This is a genomic window from Microbispora sp. CSR-4 (assembly GCF_008033685.1).
GTDB lineage: Bacteria > Actinomycetota > Actinomycetes > Streptosporangiales > Streptosporangiaceae > Microbispora.
Genome location: NZ_VJVX01000028.1, coordinates 26,049 through 51,160 on the forward strand (window position 1 = coordinate 26,049; position 25,112 = coordinate 51,160).

The 25,112-nt window shown below is 69.8% G+C and carries 23 protein-coding genes; 12 read left to right on the forward strand and 11 right to left on the reverse strand.

What is annotated here, in order from left to right; translation table 11 throughout:
• Positions 1–25 precede the first annotated feature (25 nt).
• The 9 genes from FLV34_RS21040 to FLV34_RS21075 all read right to left on the reverse strand — a co-directional run bounded on the left by FLV34_RS21040 (position 26) and on the right by FLV34_RS21075 (position 8,752).
• Positions 26–1,060 (reverse strand): rod shape-determining protein, encoded by a 1,035-nt coding sequence (locus tag FLV34_RS21040; RefSeq protein WP_168065851.1) that lies wholly within the window; start codon positions 1,058–1,060, stop codon positions 26–28.
• Between the two features lie 97 nt (positions 1,061–1,157).
• Positions 1,158–2,201, reverse strand: a complete 1,044-nt coding sequence (locus FLV34_RS21045) for a hypothetical protein (RefSeq protein WP_205830116.1) — start codon at positions 2,199–2,201, stop codon at positions 1,158–1,160.
• Positions 2,202–2,275: 74 nt separating this feature from the next.
• A complete protein-coding gene (gene speB / locus FLV34_RS21050) occupies positions 2,276–3,289 on the reverse strand; it encodes an agmatinase (protein WP_142647231.1) in 1,014 nt (337 codons plus the stop codon).
• 42 nt (positions 3,290–3,331) lie between these two features.
• Positions 3,332–4,909 carry a PH domain-containing protein gene (locus FLV34_RS21055; RefSeq protein ID WP_222709572.1) on the reverse strand — a complete coding sequence of 526 codons (1,578 nt, stop codon included), beginning with the start codon at positions 4,907–4,909 and terminating at the stop codon, positions 3,332–3,334.
• Positions 4,906–5,373, reverse strand: coding sequence for a PH domain-containing protein (locus tag FLV34_RS21060; protein ID WP_260617213.1), 468 nt, complete (start codon positions 5,371–5,373; stop codon positions 4,906–4,908). The genes FLV34_RS21055 and FLV34_RS21060 overlap by 4 nt, the downstream gene beginning before the upstream one ends.
• A 125-nt stretch (positions 5,374–5,498) precedes the next feature.
• Complete coding sequence (locus FLV34_RS21065) at positions 5,499–6,338, reverse strand: LLM class flavin-dependent oxidoreductase (protein WP_260617212.1); 840 nt, start codon at positions 6,336–6,338, stop codon at positions 5,499–5,501.
• 216 nt (positions 6,339–6,554) lie between these two features.
• Entirely contained in the window at positions 6,555–6,686 is a 132-nt protein-coding gene (locus FLV34_RS42575) for a hypothetical protein (RefSeq protein ID WP_261985854.1), read from the reverse strand.
• Between the two features lie 121 nt (positions 6,687–6,807).
• Positions 6,808–8,247, reverse strand: coding sequence for an MFS transporter (locus FLV34_RS21070; RefSeq protein WP_185948958.1), 1,440 nt, complete (start codon positions 8,245–8,247; stop codon positions 6,808–6,810).
• 61 nt (positions 8,248–8,308) lie between these two features.
• Positions 8,309–8,752, reverse strand: coding sequence for an ATP-binding protein (locus FLV34_RS21075; RefSeq protein ID WP_142624765.1), 444 nt, complete (start codon positions 8,750–8,752; stop codon positions 8,309–8,311).
• A gap of 151 nt (positions 8,753–8,903) precedes the next feature.
• Between FLV34_RS21075 and FLV34_RS21080 the strand changes: the two genes are divergently transcribed.
• The 5 genes from FLV34_RS21080 to FLV34_RS21095 all read left to right on the forward strand — a co-directional run bounded on the left by FLV34_RS21080 (position 8,904) and on the right by FLV34_RS21095 (position 10,795).
• Positions 8,904–9,755: a helix-turn-helix transcriptional regulator gene (locus FLV34_RS21080; protein WP_142647227.1), complete on the forward strand. Its 852-nt coding sequence runs from the start codon at positions 8,904–8,906 to the stop codon at positions 9,753–9,755.
• On the forward strand, positions 9,752–9,973 hold the full coding sequence (locus tag FLV34_RS21085; RefSeq protein ID WP_030510575.1) for a DUF397 domain-containing protein: 222 nt from the start codon (positions 9,752–9,754) through the stop codon (positions 9,971–9,973). Before FLV34_RS21080 ends, FLV34_RS21085 begins: the two co-directional genes overlap by 4 nt.
• A 122-nt stretch (positions 9,974–10,095) precedes the next feature.
• Positions 10,096–10,242, forward strand: a complete 147-nt coding sequence (locus FLV34_RS40605) for a hypothetical protein (protein WP_168065849.1) — start codon at positions 10,096–10,098, stop codon at positions 10,240–10,242.
• A 12-nt stretch (positions 10,243–10,254) separates the two neighbouring features.
• The gene (locus FLV34_RS21090) at positions 10,255–10,482 is read left to right on the forward strand and encodes a DUF6158 family protein (RefSeq protein ID WP_142647226.1); all 228 of its coding nucleotides are present in this window, start codon (positions 10,255–10,257) and stop codon (positions 10,480–10,482) included.
• Entirely contained in the window at positions 10,475–10,795 is a 321-nt protein-coding gene (locus tag FLV34_RS21095; RefSeq protein WP_147943853.1) for a hypothetical protein, read from the forward strand. Before FLV34_RS21090 ends, FLV34_RS21095 begins: the two co-directional genes overlap by 8 nt.
• Positions 10,796–11,203: 408 nt before the next feature.
• Here FLV34_RS21095 and FLV34_RS21100 read toward each other — a convergent pair whose 3' ends face one another.
• A complete protein-coding gene (locus FLV34_RS21100; RefSeq protein WP_142647224.1) occupies positions 11,204–11,575 on the reverse strand; it encodes a hypothetical protein in 372 nt (123 codons plus the stop codon).
• A 130-nt stretch (positions 11,576–11,705) separates the two neighbouring features.
• Between FLV34_RS21100 and FLV34_RS21105 the strand changes: the two genes are divergently transcribed.
• Positions 11,706–12,698: a LacI family DNA-binding transcriptional regulator gene (locus FLV34_RS21105; RefSeq protein WP_142647223.1), complete on the forward strand. Its 993-nt coding sequence runs from the start codon at positions 11,706–11,708 to the stop codon at positions 12,696–12,698.
• Positions 12,699–12,779: 81 nt separating this feature from the next.
• Here the strand turns inward: FLV34_RS21105 and FLV34_RS21110 are convergent, their stop codons facing one another.
• Positions 12,780–15,644, reverse strand: a complete 2,865-nt coding sequence (locus tag FLV34_RS21110) for a discoidin domain-containing protein (RefSeq protein ID WP_147943854.1) — start codon at positions 15,642–15,644, stop codon at positions 12,780–12,782.
• A gap of 345 nt (positions 15,645–15,989) precedes the next feature.
• Here FLV34_RS21110 and FLV34_RS21115 point away from each other — a divergent pair, with 345 nt between their 5' ends.
• From FLV34_RS21115 to FLV34_RS21140, 6 genes are all read left to right on the forward strand, one after another.
• A complete protein-coding gene (locus tag FLV34_RS21115) occupies positions 15,990–17,000 on the forward strand; it encodes a LacI family DNA-binding transcriptional regulator (RefSeq protein ID WP_142647221.1) in 1,011 nt (336 codons plus the stop codon).
• Between the two features lie 994 nt (positions 17,001–17,994).
• Positions 17,995–19,374, forward strand: a complete 1,380-nt coding sequence (locus tag FLV34_RS21120; protein WP_147943855.1) for an extracellular solute-binding protein — start codon at positions 17,995–17,997, stop codon at positions 19,372–19,374.
• Between the two features lie 174 nt (positions 19,375–19,548).
• Positions 19,549–20,475 (forward strand): carbohydrate ABC transporter permease, encoded by a 927-nt coding sequence (locus FLV34_RS21125; protein WP_142647219.1) that lies wholly within the window; start codon positions 19,549–19,551, stop codon positions 20,473–20,475.
• An 11-nt stretch (positions 20,476–20,486) separates the two neighbouring features.
• The gene (locus FLV34_RS21130; protein WP_142647218.1) at positions 20,487–21,464 is read left to right on the forward strand and encodes a carbohydrate ABC transporter permease; all 978 of its coding nucleotides are present in this window, start codon (positions 20,487–20,489) and stop codon (positions 21,462–21,464) included.
• Between the two features lie 42 nt (positions 21,465–21,506).
• Entirely contained in the window at positions 21,507–23,072 is a 1,566-nt protein-coding gene (locus tag FLV34_RS21135) for a glycoside hydrolase family 13 protein (RefSeq protein WP_147943856.1), read from the forward strand.
• On the forward strand, positions 23,072–25,048 hold the full coding sequence (locus FLV34_RS21140; protein ID WP_147943857.1) for a glycosyl hydrolase family 28-related protein: 1,977 nt from the start codon (positions 23,072–23,074) through the stop codon (positions 25,046–25,048). Before FLV34_RS21135 ends, FLV34_RS21140 begins: the two co-directional genes overlap by 1 nt.
• Positions 25,049–25,112: the final 64 nt, after the last annotated feature.

Sequence of the window (25,112 nt, forward strand, 5' to 3'; positions counted from 1 at the left end):
CGACCGGAGGAGCGACCGGAGGATCTCATCGACGCGTTTCGGGGAGGAACACGTCCTGCATCTCGTCGAAACGCTCGACGCACCGGCCCGCGCCCAGCACCACCGACTGGAGCGGCTGGTCGACGAGGTTGATCGGCATGCCGATGGCCTTTTCGAGCCGCTCGTCCAGCCCGTCGAGCAGCGCGCCGCCGCCGGTCAGCACGATGCCGTTGTCGATGAGGTCGCCCGCCAGCTCGGCCGGGCACTGGTCGAGCGTGCTCTGCACGGCGTCGATGATCGTCTGCACCTGGTCCTCGATCGCCTCCCTGACCTGCGCGCGGTTGATCGTCGCGGTCTTCGGCAGGCCGGTCACCAGGTCGCGGCCCCGGATCGGCATCGGTGTGGTCTCGTCGCCGCCCGGCCGCGCGCTGCCCAGTTTGATCTTGACGTGCTCGGCCGTACGCTCGCCGAGCATCAGGGAGTGTTCCTTCTTGACGTAGTTGACGATCGCCTCGTCGAGCTCGTCGCCGCCGACCCGCACGGACTTCGACACGACCACCCCGCCGAGCGAGACGATCGCGACCTCCGTCGTGCCGCCGCCGATGTCCACGACCATGTTGCCGGTCGTGTCGCCCACGTTGAGCCCCGCGCCGATCGCCGCGGCCATCGGCTCCTCGATGATGTGGACGCGGCGGGCGCCCGCCTCGTACGCCGCCTCCCTGACCGCCCGCTGCTCGACGCTCGTGGTGCCGCTCGGCACGGCCACGACGACCCGGGGCTTGGCCAGGTAGCGGTTCTTGTGCGCCACCTGGATGAAGTGCCGCAGCATGCGCTCGGCCGCGTCGAGGTCGGCGATCACGCCGTCCTTGAGCGGGCGCAGCGTGGCGATGTGGGGCGGGGTCCGCCCGATCATCTCCTTCGCCGCCGTCCCGACCGCCACGATCCTGTCCGTGTGCAGGTTGACCGCCACCACCGACGGCTCGTCGAGGACCACGCCCTTCTTGCGTACGTACACGAGCGTGTTGGCCGTGCCGAGATCGACCGCCATGTCCCGGCCGAGCAATCCCCACGGGAAACCCATCGCCGACCAGCTTTCAGAAAGGAGGGAGAGCACGCGTGATCGCTGCCCGGCGGCCCTGCCTCTAAACAGAACGGTCCCTCCCGTACGAACCGGACGGCTAGGCGACGCTGAGATAGAGGTCTCTCGCCAGCTTCGTCACCCGCTGGGCCGACTGCGTGAAGGACGCCCCCGAGGGCTGCAGGGTGAGCACCACCATGATCAGCCGGTCGCCGATCACGCCAGTAGTGTGGAGCACCGGACGGCCGAAATCAACCGGGTTGCCGCTTATTGTGATCGCCCCGATACGGTACGACGTCGCCTTCGCGCGGGTGCACTTGACGGGAGGAACCGCGCCGAATCCGGACCAGCCCTGCTTGATCGCCCAGGGCCGGGGGACGGCGCGGGGGATGCCGAAGAACTGGTCGAAGCCGTCGCGGGCGCACTGCGACGCCTTGCGCAGGTTGCCGAGGACGAAGTCGCGGACGCGGGGCTCGGCCCGCCGCAGCAGATACCGGTAGACGAGCGCGATGTCGGCCGCGCTGATGGCCGTGTAGCCCCAGAAGCCGGGTTTCGCGGCGGGCGGCGGGGCGGTTTCGGTCAGGCCGATCCTGCGCGCCATCCGCCGTACGATCTCGCCCTGGCCGCCGCGCCGCCACAGGGCGGTCGCCGCATCGTCGTCGCTGCCGCGGAGCATGGGCGTCAGCAGCGCCATGTCCCGGGCCGGGATCTTCCCCTTGTGCCGTTCCAGATAGTCGGTGGCGATGAGGATCTTCACCACCGACGCCGACCGGAACCGGTGGTGCGCCTGCTTCTGGGCGACCGTCTTGCCCGTGGTCACGTCGACCACGGCGTATCCCGCCGTCACCCCGGCCGGCACCTGTACGGGCTTCACCGGCGACCGCACCGGACGGCCCGCCGACGCGTCCCTGGTCGCTCCAGCGCCGCGCCCGGCGGAACCGGCCGGATCCGGCGAGGTGGCCGGGGACCGCGCGCCCTGCACGGCCGGGATCGTCGTTCCGGCCGCCGTCGCGGCGCCGTCCGAGGATCGCGTGGCCGCCGCGCGCGCCGAGCGCGTGGCGTTGCCCTCCGCCGCGCAGCCGGTCAGGAACGCCGGGAGCACGGCGGCGACGGCCAGGACGGCGGCGGTTCTCGATCGCTTCATCCGGCCATGCCTACCAGATCGGCTCCCGGCCGCGGGGGGAAATATGCGGCAAGCGCCGGTTGTCCGGAGCGGGGTCAGCGGCCGTCGAGGAGGGGCTGCTTCGGATCCCAGCGGGTGCCGTCGGCGGCGTCCCTGCGCCGCCGGGCGATCGCCGACAGCGCTTCAAGCACGACCCGGTTGCCCAGGTAGGCCGTGATGTCCGCGTGGTCGTACGGCGGGGCCACCTCGACGATCTCCAGGCCGACGACGGGCAGCTCATAACAGGTCCGGCGTACGGCGTCGAGGAGCTGGCGGGCCGACAGGCCGCCCGGCTCGGGCGTGCCGGTGCCCGGCGCGTGGCCGGGGTCGCAGACGTCCACGTCGACCGACAGGTAGACCCCGTCGCAGTCGTCGAGCGCGATCGCGTACGCCTCGGTGAGGCACTCGTCGAGGCCCCTGGCGACGATCTCGGTCATCTCGTACGACCGCATGCGCTGCCCGGCCATCCAGTCGAGGATCTCCGGCCCCGGCCAGTAGCCGCGCAGGCCGATCTGCAGGAAGCGGTCGCCCCGGATGGCCCCCGACTCGATGAGCCGCCGCATCGGCTGCCCGTGGCCGTGCAGGTGGCCGAACTCGATGTCGCCGGTGTCGGCGTGGGCGTCGAAGTGGAGCATGGAGATCCGGCCGAAGCCGTGGTGGCGGGCGACGCCGGTCGCGTCGGGCAGGGCGATCGTGTGGTCGCCGCCGAGGACGACGGGGATCGCCCCGGAGGCCGCGATCCTGGCGACCGCGTCCTCGATCGCGCGCAGGCTGCCCTCGATGTCCCCGGCGTAGGTCTCCACGTCTCCTGCGTCCAGCACCCGCAGGTCCTTGAGGGCGTCCACCCGCAGCGCCAGGCTCGGGCGGGAGCCGTCGTGGGGGAGATAGCAGGTCTGCCGGATGGCGTTCGGGCCGAAGCGTGCGCCCGGCCGGTGGGAGGTGCCGCCGTCGAACGGCGCGCCCAGGATGACGACGTCGGCGTCCGCGTAGCCGGCCGGATCGTCGAGGTCGCACCGCTCGACGCCGAGGAACGTGATGTCGGGGCCGAACATCTGGCCGTAGCGGGACACGCTGACTCCTGGGATCAAACCGGCCTTATCGGACACCACATGCTATTGGCCGACAGAGCTGACGGGCCGCGTCTCGGTGAGGAACGGATCGAGCAGGCCCGGGGTGGCCGCGGCGGCCAGGCGCAGCGCCTCGGCGAGCTCCACGTCGAGCACGTGGTAGCCCTGCCTGCCCGCCGCCGTGGTCGCCGTCAGCGTCGCCAGGCCGGCCCTGCGCTGGAAGAACGACCGCTCGATGTTCCAGCCGATGACGCCGTCGCACTCCAGCGCCACCCGGCGACGGGAGAACGAGCCCCAGCGGGTGACCAGATATCCGGACGTCAGAGCGTGGCCGAGCGAGTGGTAGCGGTCGGCGGCGAGCAGGGCGGTCAGCGGCAGCAGCGCGGCGGCCGTGAGCCACGTCCACGAGGGCAGCCCGGCCCACCACCACAGCGCGAGCAGCACGGCCAGCACCAGCGCGTGCACGCCGTACGCGCGGGTGAACCTGCGGCGCAGCGCGGCTGGGCCGTGGGGGATCAGGGGCGTGGTGACCGGCGAGGCATCGGAGCCTGCGGAGGCGGCTCCGGAGACACGGGGGAGCACGAGCCGGGCCACCGACACGGCCTCCGCGCGTGGCGCGGGCGGCAGCAGCAACGATCCGCCGCGCTGGGCGCCCTGCGCCGCCCGCAGGCCGGTCGTCACCGCGGACAGGCGGGCCCCGCGTACGGCACGCAGCAGCAGTGGCTCGGTGACCTCGACCCCGCGCAGCCGCCGTTCCTCGATGGTGGTGGCCCTCCTGGTCAGCAGCCCGCGGGTCACGTGGAGGGTGCCCTCGGGGTGCCGGGTCAGCCGGAAATGGCCGAAGGCCAGGACGTAGCCGAGCGTGGAGGCGACGCTGACGAACACCACCAGCACGAGCACCACCGTCGCGATCTCCAGCGGGAGCGACATCTCCCGGAACCACCGCCAGGTCTCCTGGACGGGCCCGACCTTGCCGAGATCGACGTTGCCCTCCGAGACCAGGCGGGACACGAACCCGGCGACGACGCCCACGGTGACGAGCCCGGACATCGTGAACGGCCCGAACCTCACCCACTCGGGACGCATCCGCGCGAGTTCGGCCTCCACGACCGGCATGCCGGAGGGGACGGCAGGCGCGGCGGAGGCGGCGGGGGCCGCGGCGGGAGCGCGGTGCAGCAGCTCCACGCGCAGGCGGGCGGCCTCGGCGGCGCTCAGCGCGTCGAGCCTGAGCCGGCCCTCGTGCCTGCGCTCCGACGTGCCCGTTCCCACCTCGACCCGGGCCAGGCCGAGCACCCGGTGCAGCACGTGGGAGGTGACGTCGACCGTGCGGACCCGGTCGCGGGGCACGGTCACGACCTTGCGGGTCACCAGGCCGCGGCGGACCTGCACGTGCTCAGGGGTGATGCGGTAGGTCGTGGTGAACCAGCGGAGCATGCCGAGCACGACCATGAGGCCGACGCCCGCGAGGCTCCACCAGTGGCCCTGCCCGCCGCTGCTCGTCCCCGCGATCAGCAGGCCGAGCAGCGCCGGGGCGGCCCGCACGACCTCCTGGACCGGATGGATCACCAGCATGCGCGGGCTCAGCCGCCGCCAGGCCAGGGTCGCATCGGCGACGTCGATCACGTGGCGTCACCCGCCGTCGCCTGCGCGGTGGCGGTGAGCTCGGCGACCAGGCGCTGGGCCGTGTCCCGGTCGAGGCCGCCGATCTTGATCGGGCCGGCCGCGGAGGCGGTGGTGACGGTGACGTTGGCCAGGCGGAAGAGCTGCTCCAGCGGGCCGCGCTCGCTGTCCACCGTCTGGATGCGGGAGACCGGGGCGATGCGCCACTCCTGCTTGAACCAGCCCGACTGGGTGAACACGGCCGCGGAGGTGGCCTCCCAGCGGTGCACCCGATAGCGCCATTGCGGCATGATCGTGACGTGCGCCACCGCGACGACGGCGGTGAGCACGAGAACGGTCACATGGCCGGCGACCGACAGACCGGTCCCGTCGCTGTCGGTCACGAGCCAGACGACCTGGGCCGCCAGGATGACCAGCCAGCCGATGGCGGCCCGTGCGGCCCAATACCAGACGGCGGTACGGCTCACGCGGTGCTGAGGAGATCGGAGGGTCGGCGTGTCCACGCCTCAACTCTGCCTGATCGCGCGCGCTATGGCGTAGTCAGGCCGATCCCGGTTTTCCCAGGACAAATGTCATGTCCCCCGTGGCGGGGTCAGAGGGCGGACAGCAGCTTGTGGACGTGCGAGAGCGGGTCGGCGCCGACCGGGCGGACGGCGACCGTGGACACGCCCGCCTCCCACATCGCCCTGACCAGGGTGGCCGCCTCCTCCGGCGAACCGGCCGCCATGACGACCTCCTCCGGGGCGACCTGGAGGAACCCGGCCTGCTCCTCGGCCGCCTTCCGCAGGGCCGCGCGTGCGTCGTCGCCGACGTAGAGATGGACGAACGCCACCACTTCATGATCTCCGGTCGCGCCGATCCCCTCGATCATCGACCGCAGCCGTTCCGGGGTGAAACCCTCGGGGAGGATGGTGCCCTGGGCGACCCGTCCCGACAGGGCCAGCGAGCGCGGGTTCACCACTCCGGCGAGCACGGGCGGCGGCTCGGCCGGCGGATGGACGAGGCGGACGCCGTCCAGGCCGACCTCGCGTCCGTGCAGGGTGACGGTCTCACCGCGCAGCAGCGCTCGTACGGACGTGATCGTCTCCTCCAGCAGCGACAGCGGCGACGCGGCTGCGGCGCCCACCTGGCGCATCCACGCCTGCACGCCGTGCCCGATCCCGGCGGCCAGCCGCCCGGGGTGGAGGCGGGCCAGGTTGGCCAGCTCCATCGCCAGCAGCATCGGATTGCGCAGGGGCGCCGGGGTGATGCCGATGCCCACGCGCAGCCGCGAGGTCGCGGCCAGCGCCGTGGCGGCCGAGGAGATCGCGCCCGTCCAGCCGAGGTCCTCCACCACCCACAGGTCGGAGACCGTCGTGCCGTCCAGCTCCGCGGCGAACGACGGGAGCGACTCCGGCGGGAGATCGCGGTCGAAGACGACTCCAAGCCTCACGGGCGGCCCTCCAGGAGAGATCGACTCTAGGGGCTTCGAGTATCCAGGACGGAGGGAACCAGTGCATACCAGGATGCTCCGCATAAATCGGCCGGGCTGCCGAGCGGCTGGGCAGCGCCCTGGAGCGGGTGGTTCGCCCGTCCCACAGGGGGAACAGAGGAGGGCCGGGCCGCGGTGGGCCCGGCCCGGGTCATGGTGGCACCGGCCGTACGGCCGTCACTCGCCCGCGCCCTCGGCGGGGCGGGTGGCCTTCTTCGCCTGCTTCGCCGAGCGGGCTTCCTTGATGGCCATCCTCTTCGCCTTGCCGGTGGACTTCGCGGGCTTCTTCTTCTGAGCGTCGTCAGCCATGATTCCCCCGAATGTCGATGATGCGCCTTATGTGCGCATCTGAGGGGGTTGATACCCAAGTGGGCAGTAAGACACCCGGCGGCTCGCGCCTCGAAGACGCGAGCCGTACCGATGGGCCAGGTCAGACCATCTGGCGCTGCTCGGCGCTGAGCGGCGCGGCGATGTCCTCCAGCGAGCGCCGGGCGGCCTCCACACCCATGAACCACTGCACCAGCCCGGCCGCCATCATCAGGCCGGCGCCGATGACATAACCGACCACGACGTTGCCGACGACCCCGCTCTCCACCAGGCGGCCGAACAGCACGGGCCCGATGATGCCGCCGAGCCCGGTGCCCACGGCGTAGAACAGCGCGATCGCCAGTGCCCTGGTCTCCATCGGGAAGATCTCCGAGACCGTCAGGTAGGCGCTGCTCGCCCCGGCAGAGGCGAAGAAGAACACCACCATCCAGCAGGCCGTGAGGGTCATCGGGGTCAGCACGCGCGCGTCGAACAGCGCGGCGGTGCCCAGCAGGAGCAGGCCCGACAGCACGTAGGTGCCCGAGATCATCGTGCGGCGGCCGACCGTGTCGAAGAACCGGCCGAGCAGGACCGGGCCGAGGAAGTTCCCGATCGCGATCGGGACGAGATACCAGGGCGTGCTGCCGTCCGGCACCTTGAAGAACGTCGACAGCACCAGCGCGTACGTGAAGAAGATCGAGTTGTAGAGGAACGCCTGGCCGACGAACAACGACAGACCGACGGTCGTGCGCTTGGGATAGCGGCGCAGCAGCGTGGCCGCCACCTCCGCCAGCGGGGTGTGGGTCCGCTGGTTGATCCTGATCTCCCCGTGCGCCGCTTCGAGCGCCCTGCCGCTCTCCTCGCGGACCTTCCTCTCGATGCCCCCCACGATCTGTTCGGCCTCTTCGCCGCGGCCGTGGATGAACAGCCAGCGCGGGCTCTCCGGCACGGTTCTGCGTACCAGCAGGATCGCCACGCCGAGCACGGCGCCCAGGCCGAACAGCAGGCGCCAGCCGAGACCGGCCGGCAGCAGGCTCGTGTCGAGCGCCGGGATCGCGATGAGCGCGCCGAGCGCGGTGCCGAGCCAGAAGGAGCCGTTCACCACCAGGTCGACCGTGCCGCGCACGCGGGCCGGGATGAGCTCGTCGATCGCCGAGTTGATCGCGGCGTACTCGCCCCCGATGCCGGCGCCGGTGAAGAACCGGCACAGGTAGAAGTACCAGGCGTCGTGCGAGAACGCCGTGGCCACGGTGGCGGCGAGATAGACGGCGAGCGTCACCAGGAAGAGCTTCTTGCGCCCGAACCGGTCCGTCAGGTGACCGAAGAAGAGAGCGCCGAGACACGCTCCCGCGACGTACACGCCGGCGGCGATCCCGACCTCGCTCTCGGTGAGCCCCAGCCCGCTGTCCGGGTTCGTGATCCGGGGGCCGATGACCCCGACGATGGTCACTTCGAGCCCGTCGAGGATCCAGACGGTGCCGAGTCCGATGAGCACGAGCCAGTGCCAGCGGGCCCAGGGGAGCCGATCCAGCCGCGCGGGAATGTCGGTGCTTATTTGCGCCATATCGTCCCCTTCTCCGGAAGATATGGCGCCCGTCTACCCCGGATCCGGCCAGAAATTCGTGTCAGGCCGTCGTCGTGCTCTCGCTCTCCACGCCTCTGGGCGGCGGTACGGCGGCGTCGTGCCCGACCTCGAACCACACGGAGACCCCGGTGCGGCTGGCCGACACGCCCCACCGGCGGGTGAACAGGTCCACGAGGTGGACGCCGCGGCCCGGCGTGAGTTCGGGAGACGTCCAGCACCCGCAGCCCTGGGTCGACAACGTGACGCGGGCCGCGGCGGGCGTGGCCAGGACCGACACGCCGTACCCCGGCGGGCGCCCGCACGAGGCGGCGTGCCGCAGCGACTCGGCGACCAGCTCGCCGATCAGTTGCACGGCGTCGTCGCGGCAGGGGTGGCCGTCACCGAGACGGTTCGCCACGAACCGCCGGGCGGCCCGCACCCGGGAGGGGTCTCCCGAGAAGGGGTGTGAGATCGCGATTCTCCCCGTGAGGTTGAGAATTGTCATCCCGTGATAACTCCCTGTGCCCCCGCCTGCGGATGGCGATTCGAGGTCCGTGCAAGACTTCGTTCATCCTGCACTTTGCAAAACGGCTACGCAATATGGCGAATGCACGATTGCATAGTTTCCTTTTGCGGCGAAAGGGAGAGTTCGGTCCATGAGGGGAGTTGGCGGCCCTACTGTCCGGCTCCGTCGGCTTTCCGGCGAGCTGACGCGGCTGCGGCGCGAAGCGGGGTTCGCCCGCGAGGAGGTCGCGCGACGGCTCGGCATGGCGGCCTCCACCGTCTATCGGATCGAGACCGGCCACACCCGCCCGCATGCCCGGACCATCCGCGACCTGCTCGACCTCTACGCCGTCGAAGGCTCCGAACGCGACGCGCTGATCGCGCTGGCCAGGGACGCCGCCCGGCGGGGATGGTGGCGCGCCTACGACGACGTCCTGCCCGGGCCGTACGTCGGGCTGGAGTCCGAGGCGTCGTCGGTGCGCAACTACGAGCCGCTGCTGGTTCCCGGGCTGCTCCAGACGGAGGACTACGCCCGCGCGGTCATCGGCGCAGCCCTCGTCAAGGACCCGGCGGAGATCGAGCGCCGGGCGGCGGCCCGGATGGAGCGCCAGCGCCGCCTGACCGGGCCGACCCCGCTGGAGCTGTGGGCCGTCATCGACGAGGCCGCGCTGCGCCGCCCCGTCGGCGGGCCGGCGGTGATGGCCGAGCAGCTGCGCAGGCTGCAGGAGATGGCCGTCCAGCCGAACGTCACCGTGCAGGTGCTGCCGTTCGACGCGGGCGCCTACCTCGGCATGGGCAACCCCACGGCGATCCTGGCCTTCCCCGATCCCGGCGACGCCGCCGTCGTGCTCCTGGAGAACATGAGCGGCGAGCTCTACCTGGAGGACCCCGCCGAGATCCGCGGATACGTCCAGGTCTTCGATCATCTTCGTGCCGCCGCGCTCGGCCCGGAGAAGTCCATGGAAATGATCAACTCGGTCGAGAAGGAGATGGCAGGACGATGAGGGGACTCGTACCGGCGGACGACCTGGCCTGCGCGGTCTGGCGCAAGGCGGCGCGCTCGAACACCGTCGGCAACCAGTGCGTGGAGGTCGCGCGCCTGCGCGACGGCGTCGCCGTGCGCGACTCGAAGGATCCCCAGGGACCCCGGCTGATGTTCACCCCCGGGGAGTGGGAGGCGTTCATCGAAGGGGTGAAGGGCGGGGAGTTCGACCTGTCCTGAGCACTCCCGTCCCCGTAGGGCCCGTCTCCGTCGCTCGATGGAGCGGGCCGTACGGCTTGCTGGGGGGATGCGGTGGGGCTCGGGTGGGAATGGGTGGCGCTTCGCCGGGCAGGAGACCTGGCATGCGACGAGAAGACGACCGATACATCGATACCGAGGGCGAGCCGGACTTCGCCGAGGAGTGGACTCCGTCCGCCACCGACCCGCCGAACGCTGAGCCGGACGACAAGAACCCCGACGAGCGCTGGGACAAGCCGACAGAGGTGTGAAGGAGGACCGCCATGACCATGGGAGTCGACCCGCGGGACCTGAGCGACGAGGACCTGATCCGCGAGCTGCGCCACCTGCACGAGACCCGGTCTGACACGCTCTTCCACGGATCGGACGACGCGCTGGAGCACCACACCTCGCGTATGCAGGAGCTGGAACGCGAATACCTCGAACGCTACCCGGACCGGCAGGTCGATCCGGAGCGACTCCGCGAGGGGGCGAGGCAGCGCAGTGCCTGACAAGGAGAGCGCGGCGCCTGACGCGGTGCCTGGTGGGGAGAGCGGGGCGCCTGGCGGGGAGAGCGGGACGCCTGATGAGGACAGCCTGGAGGACGTCCAGGAGATGACGACGGCGGACATGACGGTCTACGAGGCCGTCGCCGCTCTGAACATGGAAAACCGGCCCGCGACCGTCGCCGCCGTCGCCGCGATGACCGGGTTTCCCGAAGACTCCGTACGGCGATGCCTCGGCACGCTGACCGACGGCGGCAGGCTGGTGCCCGAAGGGGACGCCTACACCCTCGGCACCCACGACTGGGGGCTCGAATACTGAGCGCAGGGACGGCGTCGAAGTGGTGCTGCGGGACGGGGCGGGTGCCGCGTGCTGGGCTTCGTGAGGCTGTCGTGAAGCGGAGGGCTACACCGAGGCTGGTTGTGCTCGCGGCCGGCAAAGGTGGGTGTGCTCAAGAGCCCTTTTGATTCGTAGCCGCACTCCGCTTCGTGTTCACAGGCGGGCTTTGCTCTACCCGTTGCTCCACCCATCCTTTGCCCGACCACATTGCCCGACCGCGCCGCTCACGGGCGGGCGGGTGCTCCGGCCGGCCGTGATAGTTGCGGTCTGGTGAGCCTCGGGAGCGGCCATCGCGGGCGCGGTGGTACAGGGCACGGTCTTACGCCGGCCTCCGCACCCGCCCGCCCCCGGCGCAGGCGCCGGCGGCGTGGCGGGGCGGGGCCGTAAAGATCATGAGCAGGCGGAGGCGAGCTGCTGGGTCGCCTGGATGGCCTTCTGGCCCGACTCCGCGAGCTTGGTCGCGGCGGCCGGGTCCGAAAGGTCGATCTTGAAGGACCCCCACGAGTCGGCCAGACCGGTGAGCGTCACCTTCAGGTCGCCGTCGGCCTTGCCCGACAGCTCCTTGAGCTGCGCGGCCAGATCACTGGTCGCGGCGTTGAGGCCCTTGATGTCGCCGGCCGCGCCGGCCGCCTTGGAGCTGTAGTCGGTGAACGCCTTGGTCGCCTCCTCGCAGACGGCCGTCTGGCCCCCGCTGCAGGCGGCGGTCAGACCGAGAAGGGCGGACGCCGCGACGACGGCGAGGCTGTTCCTGAGGATGTTCATGGTGCCTTCCTGGGAGATCTGCAACACGGCAGACGCTAGGAATCACCTCTTTCACAGTGCTTTCAGCCCGCTTGCAACCGTGTCATCGAAGATCCTTGGCACGGCCGTTCCGCGTCGTATGCTTGCCGCCATGACGCGACGGCTTGCGGAGGTTGCGAAGAAGGTCGGGGTCAGCGAGGCCACGGTGAGTCGCGTCCTCAACGGCAAGGCCGGGGTATCCGAGGCCACCCGAGAGGCCGTGCTGACGGCCCTCGACGTGCTCGGGTATGAGCGGCCCACGCAGTTGCGCGGCGAGCGTGCCCGCCTTGTCGGGCTCGTCCTGCCCGAGCTGCAGAACCCCATCTTCCCGGCGTTCGCCGAGGTCGTCGGCGGGGCGCTGGCCCAGCAGGGGTTCACCCCCGTGCTGTGCACCCGTACGGTCGGTGGGATCTCCGAGGCCGACTACGTCGATCTTCTGCTGCAGCAGCAGGTGTCCGGCGTGGTCTTCGCCGGGGGGCTCTACACCCAGACCGGCGTCGTCCACGAGCACTACCTGCGGCTGGTCGAACGGCGGCTGCCCACCGTGCTGGTCAACGCGGCCGCCGATCACTGGGACTTCCCCCGGGTCTCCTGCGACGACACGATCGCGGTGGAGCAGGCGCTCGGTCATCTGCGCGCGCTCGGCCACCAGCGGATCGGCCTCGTCGTCGGCCCCGCCGACCACATGCCGTCCATCCGCAAGCTGGAGGCGTTCCGGGCCGCGGGCGGCGAGCTGGTCGAGCACACGATGCACTCGCTGGAGGGCGGCCACGCGGCGGCGCTGAAGCTCGTGCGGCAGGACGTCACCGGGATCATCTGCGGCAGCGACCCGCTGGCCCTCGGGGCGATCCGCGCGGCGCGGCGGGCCGGCCGGCGCGTGCCCCAGGACATCTCTGTCGTGGGATATGACGACTCCGCGCTCATGACGTGCGTGGACCCGCCGCTGACTACCGTACGTCAGCCGATCGAGGCGATGGGCCGGGCCGCGGTGGAGCTGCTGGTCAGCCAGATCGAGGGCGCCGCCGTCGCCACCGGCGAGCTGTTGTTCGAGCCGGAGCTTGTCGTCCGCTCCTCCACCGGCCGCGTCGGCGTCCCCGTCTCCTGACGGCCCACCGAGGGGGTCATGCTGTGTGGGGGAGCCCGGAGGAGGAGGCGTCCACTCCTCCTCCGGGCGTCCCGTTCCGGGTTACGAGGCGTACGCCTCGAACTCGGAGATCTGGGCGGCCGGCCAGCCGGTGTTGCCGGTGACGTTCAGCCGCAGGTAACGCTGGGCGGCGGTGGACAACGGGATGGTCACCGTGTTGCCGGTCGCCGGGTTGAAGGTGTAGCCCGCCGGTCCTGCGATCGTCGTGTAGGTCGTGCCGTCGGTGCTGCCGAGGATGGACAGGGTTTGGGTGCGGGTGGCCCAGGCGGAGCTCGGCGGCAGTTTGAGCACTACCCGCTGGATCGGGGTCACCGCGCACAGATCGACGGTGATCGACTGGGGGAAGGCGTTGTTGGCCGACTCCCAGTAGGTCGAGGTGTCTCCGTCGGTGGCGTTGGCCGGGGCGTACGTCTGGGTGCTGCTGGTCGCCGTGACCGCCTTGCCCCGGGCGAGGTCGCCGCTGCCGGGAGCGCACGTCGTCGGGGTGGGCGAGGGAGAAGGACTGGGGGAGGCGGACGGCGAGGGGCTCGGGCTGGGGGTGGCGCCGGTGCCGTACACCTCGAAGGCCGACAGCTGCCCGGCCGGCCAGCCGGTGTTCCCGGTGACCGTCACCCGGACATACCGGACGTTGGCGGTGGAGAACGGGATGCTCACTGTGTTGCCCGAGGCGGGGTCGAACGTGCGGCCTGCCGAGGGGGACAAGGTGGTGTAGTTGGAGCCGTCGGTGCTGCCGAGGATGGACAGGGTTTGGGTGCGGGTGGCCCAGGCGGAGCTCGGCGGCAGTTTGAGCACTACCCGCTGGATCGGGGTCACCGCGCACAGATCGACGGTGATCGACTGGGGGAAGGCGTTGTTGGCCGACTCCCAGTAGGTCGAGGTGTCTCCGTCGGTGGCGTTGGCCGGGGCGTACGTCTGGGTGCTGCTGGTCGCCGTGACCGCTTTGCCCCGGGCGAGGTCGCCGCTGCCGGGAGCGCACGTCGTCGGGGTGGGCGAGGGAGAGGGACTGGGGGTGGGAGAGGCGGACGGCGAGGGGCTCGGGCCGGGGCCGCTGCCGTCGTAGATGTAGTTGGGCGCGGGCCACTGGCCGGTGCAGACGGTGGAGCTCAGGCTCCAGCCGGAGTTGCCCGTGCCGTACGTGGGGGCGAACCCGGTGCCGACGCAGTTGTGGATGGCCACGCCCGCGCCGATGTGGGCCGCGCTCACGTTGGTGAAGGTCGCCTTCGCCGCCGCCTGCGCCTGGATCAGGTACGTCCCGGTGCCGTCCACGTTCACGTTCGAGAAGTTGACGGTCTGGGTGCTGCCCTCGATGAACTGGATGGCCTCGTAGGAGCTGTAGATGACGTCGGTGTCGGTCACGTTGATCGTGGCGTTGACCGGCTCGTTGAGCGCGTCGAACCAGATCGCGCCGACGCCGAAGTTCCAGTTGTAGTCGCTGTTGCCGGCCCGGATCAGGGTGTTGCGGGCGACGCTGATCGTGCCGGCGACGGCCGTGCCCTGACCGGAGTTCACCCCGGGATAGCGGTTGGCGACGTGGATGCCGCCGCCGTTGGTGACGGTGTCGCTCACCACGTTGTCGGTGATCTTTATGTCCCGGCCGCCGTACGTGACGATGTTGTTGGCCAGCACCGGCGCGACCACGGTGTTGTGGGTGAACGCGTTGTTCACGTTGGCGATCCGGTCGGGCCACATCGCCAGGCCGTCGTCGCCGCTGTTGCGCACGAAGGTGTTGGTCACCGTCGAGTTGGTGACTCCCGTGTGGAAGTTCACGCCGTCGGCCGTCTGGTCGAGGATGCGGCTGTTCTTCAGCGTGAAGTTGTCCATCGGGCCGTCCATCCAGGCCCCGACCTTGGTGTGCTGGATCCACAGGTTGTCGACGACCGAGTCGGTCATCGCGCCCCCGAGGGCGTTGACCTGGTCATCGTCCACCCGCTCGGTGATGTCACCGATGATCGCGAAGTCCCGCAGGGTGACGTTGCGGCTCGGCCCGCCCGCCTCGTGCGGCCGGATCGGGCCGGTGTAGCCGCCGCCGCTCACGTACTTGCCGTAGATGCCGACGGCGCGGTTGCGCTGGGTGGGGTGGCGGCCGGTGAGCACGCTGTACCAGGGCCCGGCGCCGCGCAGCGTGACCCCGTCCACGACCACGTGATCCCACAGGGTGTACGTCCCCTCCGGGATGTAGACCTCCTTGCCCTGGGCCTTCCCGGCGTCGACGGCGGCCTGGAAGGCGGCGGTCGAGTCGCTCGTGCCGTTGCGATCGGCGCCGAAGTCGTCGACCGACAGCGACCCGGCGGGCCGGGGGATCGCGTCCGGCACGAGCTCGAAGTCGGCGACGTCCACGACGAACCACGGCGCTGTCGAGGTGGAGGCCACCTGAATCCTGACCTTGGTCCCCGCCGCCAAGGTGGACCCGAACATCGTCCGCGTCTCGTCGTAGAAGTGGTGCGGCTTGTCGCCGGGCGAGTTGCCGAACGGATAGCCGCCGTAGAACCAGCCATACCGGGAGGTGAACTGCAGGTCCTTGAGCTTCGTCCCGTTGATCCGCAGATCGACCGGCGCCGTGATGCCCGTTCCGGCCGCGTTGTCCGGCACGCTGTAGCGCACCGTCATCGCGTTGGCGGGCTTGGGCAGGGTGAACTCGACGTACTCTCCCGGCGCGTCGAGCCGTACGGCCCGGCGGCCCGACGCCTCGGACGGCAGGTGGGTGTAGACGCGGTCCGGGCCGATCTGCTCGCCGTTGGTCGCGGCGGCCTCGGCCTCGATCTCCGTGAACGGCACGGTCGCGCCTCTTCCCGGGATGGAGAAGGGCGACGGCGAGGTCGCGGCCGACGAGGTGCCGGGGAACGCCACCACGGTCCCCACGGCGATCAGCGCCCCCGCCACCGCGACGGCGGCTCCGGATCTTCTCATGAGCTTCCTTTCCCGCATGCGAGACCCGGGAGATGCGGCGTGGACGCTGGACCGCCACACCTCCGAAGAAGGTGAGTGGCCCACACGATAAGTTGACGAACATCCAACTGCAATATTGCGACGAGAATTCGCAAGATGACATGCGCGTTACGTCATCACATCTCCCCAGCACTCGGGCCCCTGGAACGCTCCCCATATCACCCCGAGGATCGCCGGACTCGTCCCGTGCCGATCACGTCAGCGGCGGGAGCCCCGCGGTCGCAAGACGGTGGCCTGACCTGCTGATCCTCCGCGCATGCGCAAGTGGATGAAAATGTTTGCGCGCGCTGTCGTATAGTTGCGTCCATGACACGACGGCTTGCGGAAGTGGCCAAGAAGGTGGGCGTGAGCGAGGCGACGGTGAGTCGCGTCCTCAACGGCAAGCCGGGAGTCTCCGACGCCACCAGAGAGGCCGTGCTCACCGCGCTCGACGTGCTGGGATACGAACGCCCCACCCAGCTGCGCGGCGACCGAGGCCGGCTCGTCGGCCTGGTCCTCCCGGAACTGCAGAACCCGATCTTCCCGGCGTTCGCCGAGGTCGTCGGAGGCGCGCTGGCCCAGCAGGGGTTCACGTCCGTCCTGTGCACCCGGACCGTGGGCGGCGTCTCCGAGTCCGACTACGTCGACCTGCTCCTCCAGCAGCACGTCTCGGGCATGGTCTTCGCCGGCGGCCTGTACGCCCAGGGGGACGCCTCCCACAGCCACTACCGCAGGGTCCTCGACCGCAAGCTGCCGACCGTGCTGGTCAACGCGGCGGTCGAGCATCTCGGGTTTCCGCAGGTCTCGTGCGACGACGTCGCCGCCGCCGAGATCGCGCTCGCCCACCTCATGGCGCTCGGGCACCGCCAGGTCGCGATGCTGCTCGGCCCGCCCGACCACGTGCCGTCCCAGCGCAAGCTCGCCGCGTTCCGCGCGTACGCCTCCGCCAACGGCCTGGAACTCGGCCCCGACCACGTCGAGCACACGATGTTCTCGCTGGAAGGCGGCCACGCCGCCGCCGCGCGCATGGTCGCCGCGGGCGTGACCGGCATCATCTGCGCCAGCGACGTGCTCGCCCTCGGCGCCATCAGGGCGGCCCGCCGGGCGGGACTGTCGGTGCCCGAAGACGTCTCCGTCATCGGCTACGACGACTCCGCGCTGATGAACTGCGTGGACCCGCCCCTGACCACCGTCCGCCAGCCCATCGACGCCATGGGCCGGGCCGCCGTCGAGCTGCTCGTCGCCCAGATCGACGCGGCCGTGGTGCCCGGCGACGAGCTGCTCTTCGAGCCCGAACTCGTCGTCCGCGCCTCCACCGCCCCCGCCCCCCGCCCCTGAGCCCGGCCGCACAGGCTTGGCCACAGGTCAGCGTGGGGAACCTTGGCCATGCCGTTCAGCGCATGGACCTTGGGCGTGCTGGTCAGGGCGATGAACCTTGGTGGGGTCGGATATCGCATGGAGCCTGGGCGTGCTGGTCAGCATGGGGGACCTTGGCGGTGCTGTTCAGCGTGCTGGATGTTGGCGGTGCCGGCCAGCGCATGGACCTTGGGCAAGTCGGTCACTGCGCCGGAAGGAACCTCCGGTCCTCGCGAAACCCGCTCCGCTGGGCCTTCGCTGCGGTCCTCGCTCCCTTCCGCTCCGCTCCCTCCACCCCGGTGCTCTGGCAGCGTGGTGGGGTTCCCCGGCACATCGATGATGACGCGGAGCGCGGGGGCGGGCGGGTGCGGAGGCCGGCGTAAGACCGTGCCCTGTACCACCGCGCCCGCGATGGCCGCTCCCGAGGCTCACCAGACCGCAACTATCACGGCCGGCCGGAGCACCCGCCCGCCCGTGAGCGGCGGTGGAGCGATGTGGTCGAGCACAGGGTGGGTGGAGCAACGGGTAGAGCAAAGCCTGGCCATGAGCGGTGGGAGCGATGTGGTTGGGCAAAGGATGGGTGGAGCAACGGGTGGGGCGAAGCCCGCCCGTGAGTGCGCCCGTGAGTGGTGGAGCGACGGGTAGAGCAAAGCCTGCCCACGAGCCTCAAGGAACCAACCAGGCTCGCGAGCACAACCAGCCGTACAAGCCGTGAGCACGACCAGCCGCACAAGCCAGGTCTAGCCTCACGAGCATGCTCGTGAACGCGCTTGCGGCCGTCGTGCCGGCTTGCCGATCATGGCCTGCCGGTTGCAGAGCGATCACTGTCACTTTTTTGCACAGTTAATGACGAACTATTGCTCACTCCTGCATGCCTCTGTATGTTTCTCGCAACCGAGCGGATCGGGGCGCTCCAGTCGGCCCCGAGCCGTGTGCTTCGACGGGTCGTGGTGCGCGGTTCCAGAAGGGAACGAGGATGAAATCCCACAAGCTCTCGATACTGCTGGTCTCGGGACTTGCCATTGCAGCGGCCGCGGCGTGCGGCACCGACGACAGCGGTAGCGGTGGCGACAAGGCGAGTGCGGCGCCGGGCAACGCCGGGCCGGTGTCGATCAGCGTCAACTGCGAGCCGCCGAAGACGAACAAGGCGGAGCGGGCGACCTTCGAGGAGGACCTTGCGGCCTTCCAGCAGCAGAACCCCAACATCAAGATCTCGAAGGTCACCGACGCCTTCCCCTGCTACGACCCGCGCACGTTCGAGCCCAAGCTGGCCAGCGGTGACCTGGAGACGGTCTTCTACGTCAACTTCCCCAACGTGGCCCGTCTGATCGAAAGCGGCCAGGCCGCCGACATCACGCCGTACGTCAACGAGATCAGGACGTTCCAGGACTACAACAACTCGATCGACCTGTTCAAGAAGGACGGCAAGATCTACGGCCTGCCGACCGACGGCTATGGCATGGGCCTCGTCTACAACAAGGAGGTCTTCACCAAGGCCGGGCTCGACCCGAACAACCCGCCCAAGACCTGGGCCGAGGTGCAGGCCGCCGCGAAGAAGATCGCCGGGCTCGGTCCCGGTTACGTCGGGTACGGCGAGTACAGCGGCAACAACGTCGGCGGCTGGCACTTCACCGCCTCCCTCTACGGCCGGGGCGGGTCGGTCCTCACCGACGACGGCAAGAAGGCCGCCTTCAACACCCCCGAGGGCAAGGCCGTGCTGGAGAACCTCCACCAGATGCGGTGGGTCGACAACAGCATGGGCTCCCAGCTCTACATCGACTGGCCGGCCCTGATGAAGGCCATGGCCGGCGGCAAGATGGGCATGATGCTGGGCGCGCCCGACGTGCTCATCTCGCTGCGCAACGACTTCGGCGGCAAGTTCGAGAACTACGCCATCACCGCGCAGCCGGAGGCGAAGGCGCTGTTCAACGGCGGCGCCGGCTACATGATCAACCCGAAGGCCACCCCTGAGCAGATCAAGGCCGGCCTCAAGTGGATCGAGTACAAGTTCCTCACCCCCGGTAAGGGCCAGTTCGACTACGTGCGGGCCAAGGGCGCGAACCTGACCGTCGGCCAGCCGTACCCGGACCTGTACCGCCCGGACACCGAGTCCGGCAAGGCCGTGAACGACCTGCGCCAGCAGAACGCGAACATCGACGCTTCCCAGTTCGCCGGCTGGGTTGAGGGCTCCAAGGGCATCCCGCCCAAGGCCGAGCCCGGGCCGTACGCGCAGGAGATCTACAAGATCCTCGACACCCCGATGTCGGCCGTGCTGACCCGCAAGGACGCGAACATCGACCAGCTTCTGTCCGATGCCGAGTCGAAGGTCAACTCCCTGCTGGCCTCGAAGAGCTGACGCCCTGATGATCCGGGCCTAGGGAGTGGCTGACAAATGCCGCCCGTCGCGAGCCTGGGCCACGCGCAGCAGGGCCATGATTTGTCAGCCACGACCTAAACCCCGGGGCGCCGCCCGCCGCCGTACGTGTGCGGCCGGCGCCCCGGCAATCACGTCGAGATCGGATTCACAACGATGACCACAGCGAGCATTCCGGCAGCGGGCGGCAGGCGGCAGCGGCAGCCGACGAAACTACGGCGCGCCGTGCGGCGCAACGTGACCGCCTACGGCTTCCTGTGCGGCGCTCTGATCTGTTTCGCGTTCTTCTCCTGGTATCCGATGATCCGGGAGGTCATCCTCAGCTTCCAGAAGACCAACTTTGTGGACCCGCCCAAGTGGGTGGGGCTGGAGAACTTCCGCACCGTCGTCAGCGACCCGGCCTTCGGGCCGGCCTGGCTCAACACCGCGCTGTTCACGGTGCTCGCCCTGCTGTGCGGCTACGGGATCCCCTTCGTCACGGCGATCGTCCTCAACGAGCTGCGGCACGCACGCGCCTACCTGCGCTTCGTGGTCTACCTGCCGGTCATGCTGCCGCCCGCGGTGAGCGTGCTGCTGTTCCAGTGGTTCTACAACCCCGACTACGGGCTGTTCAACCAGGTCCTGGGCCTGGTGCACCTGCCCGGCCTGCAGTGGCTCAACTCGACCAGCACCGCGCTGATCTCGCTGGTCATCGTCTCCACCTGGATGAACATGGGCAGCGGCACGCTCATCTATCTCGCCGCCCTGCAGACGATCCCGAGCGAGCTGTACGAGGCCGCCGAGCTCGACGGCGCCGGCCTGTTCAAGCGGATCTGGCACGTCACGATCCCGCAGACCAAGCTCATCTTGTTAGTGATGCTGCTGCTCCAGATCGTGGCGACCATGCAGGTGTTCATCGAGCCCTACCTGCTCACCGGCGGCGGCCCGGAGAACGCCACGGTCAGCGTCGTCTACCTCATGTACCAGTACGCCTTCAACTTCGGCAATCTCAACGCGGGCAACGCGCTCGGCCTGATGCTCATGATCGTGCTCATGGTGTTCTCCGCTATCTACCTGCGCGTCTCGCGCGACAACACGGTGTGAGGGGAGCGACCATGTCGAACACCACCGTCATGCCCGACCGTTCGGCCGGGGCGCCGGCCATCTCCTCCCGGCAGGAGCGCCGCGGGCCGCGGCGGCCGCGCAAGCCGATGAACACGCAGTTCCGCACTGCCGTGTCGCCGCATCAGCTCAACACGACGCGGGGCCGGATCATCTACTGGATCGTGCTGGTGGTCGTGGTGGTGAGCTTCACCGCCGCGTTCGTCTTCCCGCTCTACTGGATGATCACCGGTGCGATGAAGTCGACCGAGGAACTCAACTCGATCCCGCCGACGTTCCTGCCGTCGCACTTCTCCCTGGACGGCTACCTGGAGGCGTGGGACCTGCTGGACCTGGGCAGGCTGCTCGGCAACACCGCCCTGTACGCCGGCGGTGCCTGGCTGCTGACCCTCGCGGTGGACGTCTCGGCGGCCTACGCGCTGTCGAAGCTCCGCCCGGCGCTCGGCAAGGTCGTGCTGGCTCTGATGCTGTCGACGCTGATGATCCCGCCCATGGTCATCATGCTCCCGGCGTACCTGACGGTGAAGGACGTGCCGTTCCTCCACTGGAACCTGCTCAACACGCCGTGGGCGATCTGGCTGCCGGCGGCGGCCAACGGCTTCAACGTCTTCCTGCTCAAACGGTTCTTCGACTCGATCCCGAGGGAGTTGCTCGAAGCCGCCGAGATCGACGGCGCGTCGCCTGGCCGCATCCTGTGGTCGATCGTGATCCCGATCTCCCGGCCCATCCTCGGCGTGGTCTCGATCCTGACCGTCGTCAACGTCTGGCGTGACTTCGTCTGGCCCCTGCTGGTCCTGCCGGACAGCGACAAGATGTCGGTGAGCATCGGCATCGCCTCGCTCTCCTCGCAGATGCCGCAGAACGTGCTGGTCGCCTCCCTGGTGATCGCGAGCATCCCGACCATCGTCGTGTTCTTCCTGTTCCAGCGGCACATCATGGCCGGTCTCACCGCCGGCAGCCTCAAGGGCTGAACGTCCCCCCGCCGCTAACACCCGTAAGGAGTTGTATTCAGCATGCCCGGCAACACCTCGGCCCCCGAATGGTGGCGCGGGGCCGCTATCTACCAGGTCTACCTGCGCAGCTTCGCCGACGGGAACGGCGACGGGACGGGTGACCTGGCGGGGCTGCGGTCACGCCTGCCCTACCTGGCGGGTCTCGGCGTCGACGCCATCTGGCTCAACCCGTGGTATCCCTCGCCGATGGCCGACGGCGGCTACGACGTCGCCGACTACCGCAGCATCGAGCCGGTCTTCGGCACCCTGGCGGAGGCGGAGAAGCTGATCGAGGAGGCCCATGGCCTGGGCATCCGTACGATCATCGACGTCGTGCCCAACCACGCGTCCGATCAGCACGCCTGGTTCCAGGAGGCGCTGGCGGCCGGTCCCGGTTCGGAGGCCCGGGAGCGGTTCTGGTTCCGCCCCGGCGTCGGCGACGGCCCGCCCAACGGCTGGAAGTCGATCTTCGGCGGCCCGGCGTGGACGCAGGTGCCCGACGGCGAGTGGTACCTCCACCTGTTCGCCCCCGAGCAGCCCGACTTCAACTGGAACAACCCCGAGGTACGCGAGGAGTTCCTCGACGTGCTGCGGTTCTGGTTCGACCGGGGCGTGGACGGCGTACGCATCGACTCGGCCGCCGTCATCGTCAAGGACCTCGACAGCGTCGAGGAGTCGTACACCGACCACGACGGGGTCCACGAGATCTACCGCGAGTGGCGGCGGGTGGCCGACTCCTACGACGCGCGGATCCTCATCGGTGAGGTGTGGCTGCCCGACCAGGAGCGGTTCGCCAAGTATCTGCGCCCCGACGAGCTCCACACCGCGTTCAACTTCGACTTCCTGTCGAGCGCGTGGGAGCCGGCCGCGCTGCGCGACAGCATCGACCTGACCCTCGCCACCCACGTGCCGATCGGCGCGCCGGCGACGTGGGTGCTGTCGAACCACGACGTCGCCCGTCCGGTCACCCGCTATGGCCGGGCCGTCACGTCCTGGGACAACGCGGAGCGCCGCGACGGCATGCCGTCCGACCTTGAGCTCGGCCGCCGCCGGGCGCGGGCGGCGGCGCTGCTCGCGATGGCGCTGCCCGGGAGCGTCTACGTCTACCAGGGGGAGGAGCTCGGCCTCAACGAGGTCGAGGACATCCCCGAGGAGCTCATCGACGACCCGATGTGGGAGCGTTCCGGCGGCAAGGTCCGCGGCCGCGACGGCTGCCGGGTGCCGCTGCCGTGGTCGGGCAGCGAGCCGCCCTTCGGCTACAGCACCGGCGAGCCCTGGCTGCCTCAGCCGGCCGGGTGGCGCGACCTCACCGTGGAGGCCCAGGAGGCCGACGCCGACTCGATGCTCTCCCTTTATCGCTCGGCCCTGCGGCTGCGCCGCGAGCTGCTCGGCGACGGCACGCTGACCTGGCTGCCGTACGGGGACGAGGTGATCGCGTTCCGCCGCGACTCCGGCCTGGTGTGCGTGGTCAACCTCGGCGCCGAGCCGGTCGCGCTCCCGGAGACGGGCTCGGTGCTGCTGGCCAGTGGCCCCCTCGACGGCGGCCTGCTGCCGTCCGACACCGCCATCTGGATCATGGAGGCCTGATGAGAATCCTGCTGGCGGCGGCCCTGGCCGCCACCGGGCTCGTGGTCTTATCCACGCCCGCGTCCGCCACGGTGAAGCCCACGGTCGTGACGCGGGCCGCTCTCGACCCGGCGCTCGTCGCCGGACGTGGAGCCGACGTCGACTTCGCCGAACAGGAGGCGGAGAACGCGGCGACGAACGGCACGGTCATCGGCCCCGGCCGCGACGCCTACACGCTGCCCGCGGAGGCGTCCGGCCGCAAGGCCGTCAAGCTGACCCCCGGGCAGTACGTCGAGTTCCGGCTGCCCAAGGCGGCCAACGCGATCACCGTGCGCTACAGCATCCCGGACGCGCCCGGTGGCGGCGGCATCACCGCGCCGCTCGACGTCGCGGTGAACGGCCACAAGCGCGCCACGATGACCCTCACGTCGCAGTACGCCTGGCTCTACAACCAATATCCGTTCTCCAACGATCCGAACGCCGGGCTGCTGCACTCCGACTGGTGGATCACCGAGTGCTCCTGCGTGCCGGATGCCACCACCCCGACGCCGGAGATCACCAAGCCGTTCCGCCCGAACCACTTCTATGACGAGCAGCGCCTCCTGCTCGACCGTACGTACCGGGCGGGCGACACGGTGCGGCTGACGGTGCCTGCCGGGAGCAAGGCGGCCTGGACGGTCGTCGACCTGCTCGACTCGCACCTCGTCGGGCCGCCGCGCGTCGAGGTCCTCGCGGCGAACGTGCTGCTCTTCGGCGCCGACCCCACAGGTAGGCGCGACTCCGCCGGGGCGATCGACAAGGCGATCGCGTTCGCGAAGCGTACGCACCTGAAGGTCTACATCCCGCCGGGCACCTACCAGGTGAACCGTCACATCGTCGTGGACGACGTGACGATCACCGGTGCCGGAAGCTGGTACACGATCATCAAGGGACGTCAGGTCGACCTGGCCACCCCGGCCCCGGACGGTTCGGTGCACACCGGTGTCGGCTTCTATGGCAAGGACGCCGCGGCCGGCGGCAGCCGCAACGTGCACCTGTCCGGCTTCGCCATCGAGGGCGACGTACGGGAGCGCATCGACACCGACCAGGTCAACGGCGTCGGCGGCGCGATGAGCGACTCGACCATCGACGGGCTCTACATCCGCCACACCAAGGTCGGCATGTGGTTCGACGGCCCGATGCGCAACATCAAGATCACCAACAACGTGATCGTCGACCAGATCGCGGACGGGCTGAACTTTCACACCGGCGTGACGGGCTCCGTCGTGTCGAACAACTTCTTCCGCAACACCGGTGACGACGCCCTCGCCATGTGGTCGGAGAAGACCGCCGACGCGGGCAACACGTTCGACCACAACACGATCCAGACGCCCGTGCTGGCCAACGGCATCGCGATCTACGGCGGCAGAGACAACACGGTCTCCGACAACCTGATCGCCGACCCGATCAGGGAGGGCAGCGCCATCCAGGTCGGCTCCCGGTTCGGCGCCGAGCCGTTCACCGGCAGGCTCCGCATCAACGGCAACACGACCGTGCGAGCCGGCACGTACGAGCTGAACTGGAACATCGGCCTGGGGGCCATCTGGTTCTACGCCCTGGAGAAGGACATCGACGCCGACATCGAGGTCAGCGGCGACCACTACCTGGACAGCACGTACAACGCGATCATGCTGGTCAGCGAGTGGTCGGTGAAGGACCAGTACGCGATCCCCAAGGTCCGCTTCAAGGACATCCGGGTCGACGGCACGGGCACCTCCGTGCTCAGTGCCCGCGTGAAGGGCTCGGCGTCCTTCGAGAACGTGGACGCCCGCAACGTCGGCGCGGTGGGTGTCAACAACTGCGGGTCGTTCAACTTCCCGCCCACCGGGTCGGAGTTTTCCCTGACCGACCTCGGCGGCAACGACGGCGGCTGGCTCGCTCCCTGGATGCTGCCCAACACCATCACCTGCGACGACCGCCCTCCGGTCGTCCCCCCACCCGCCCCGTCCCCCTGGTGAACCTCTTCACCCACTGAAAGGGCTTCCCCGGCCATCAGCCCGGGGAAGCCCTCACGCGTGCCCG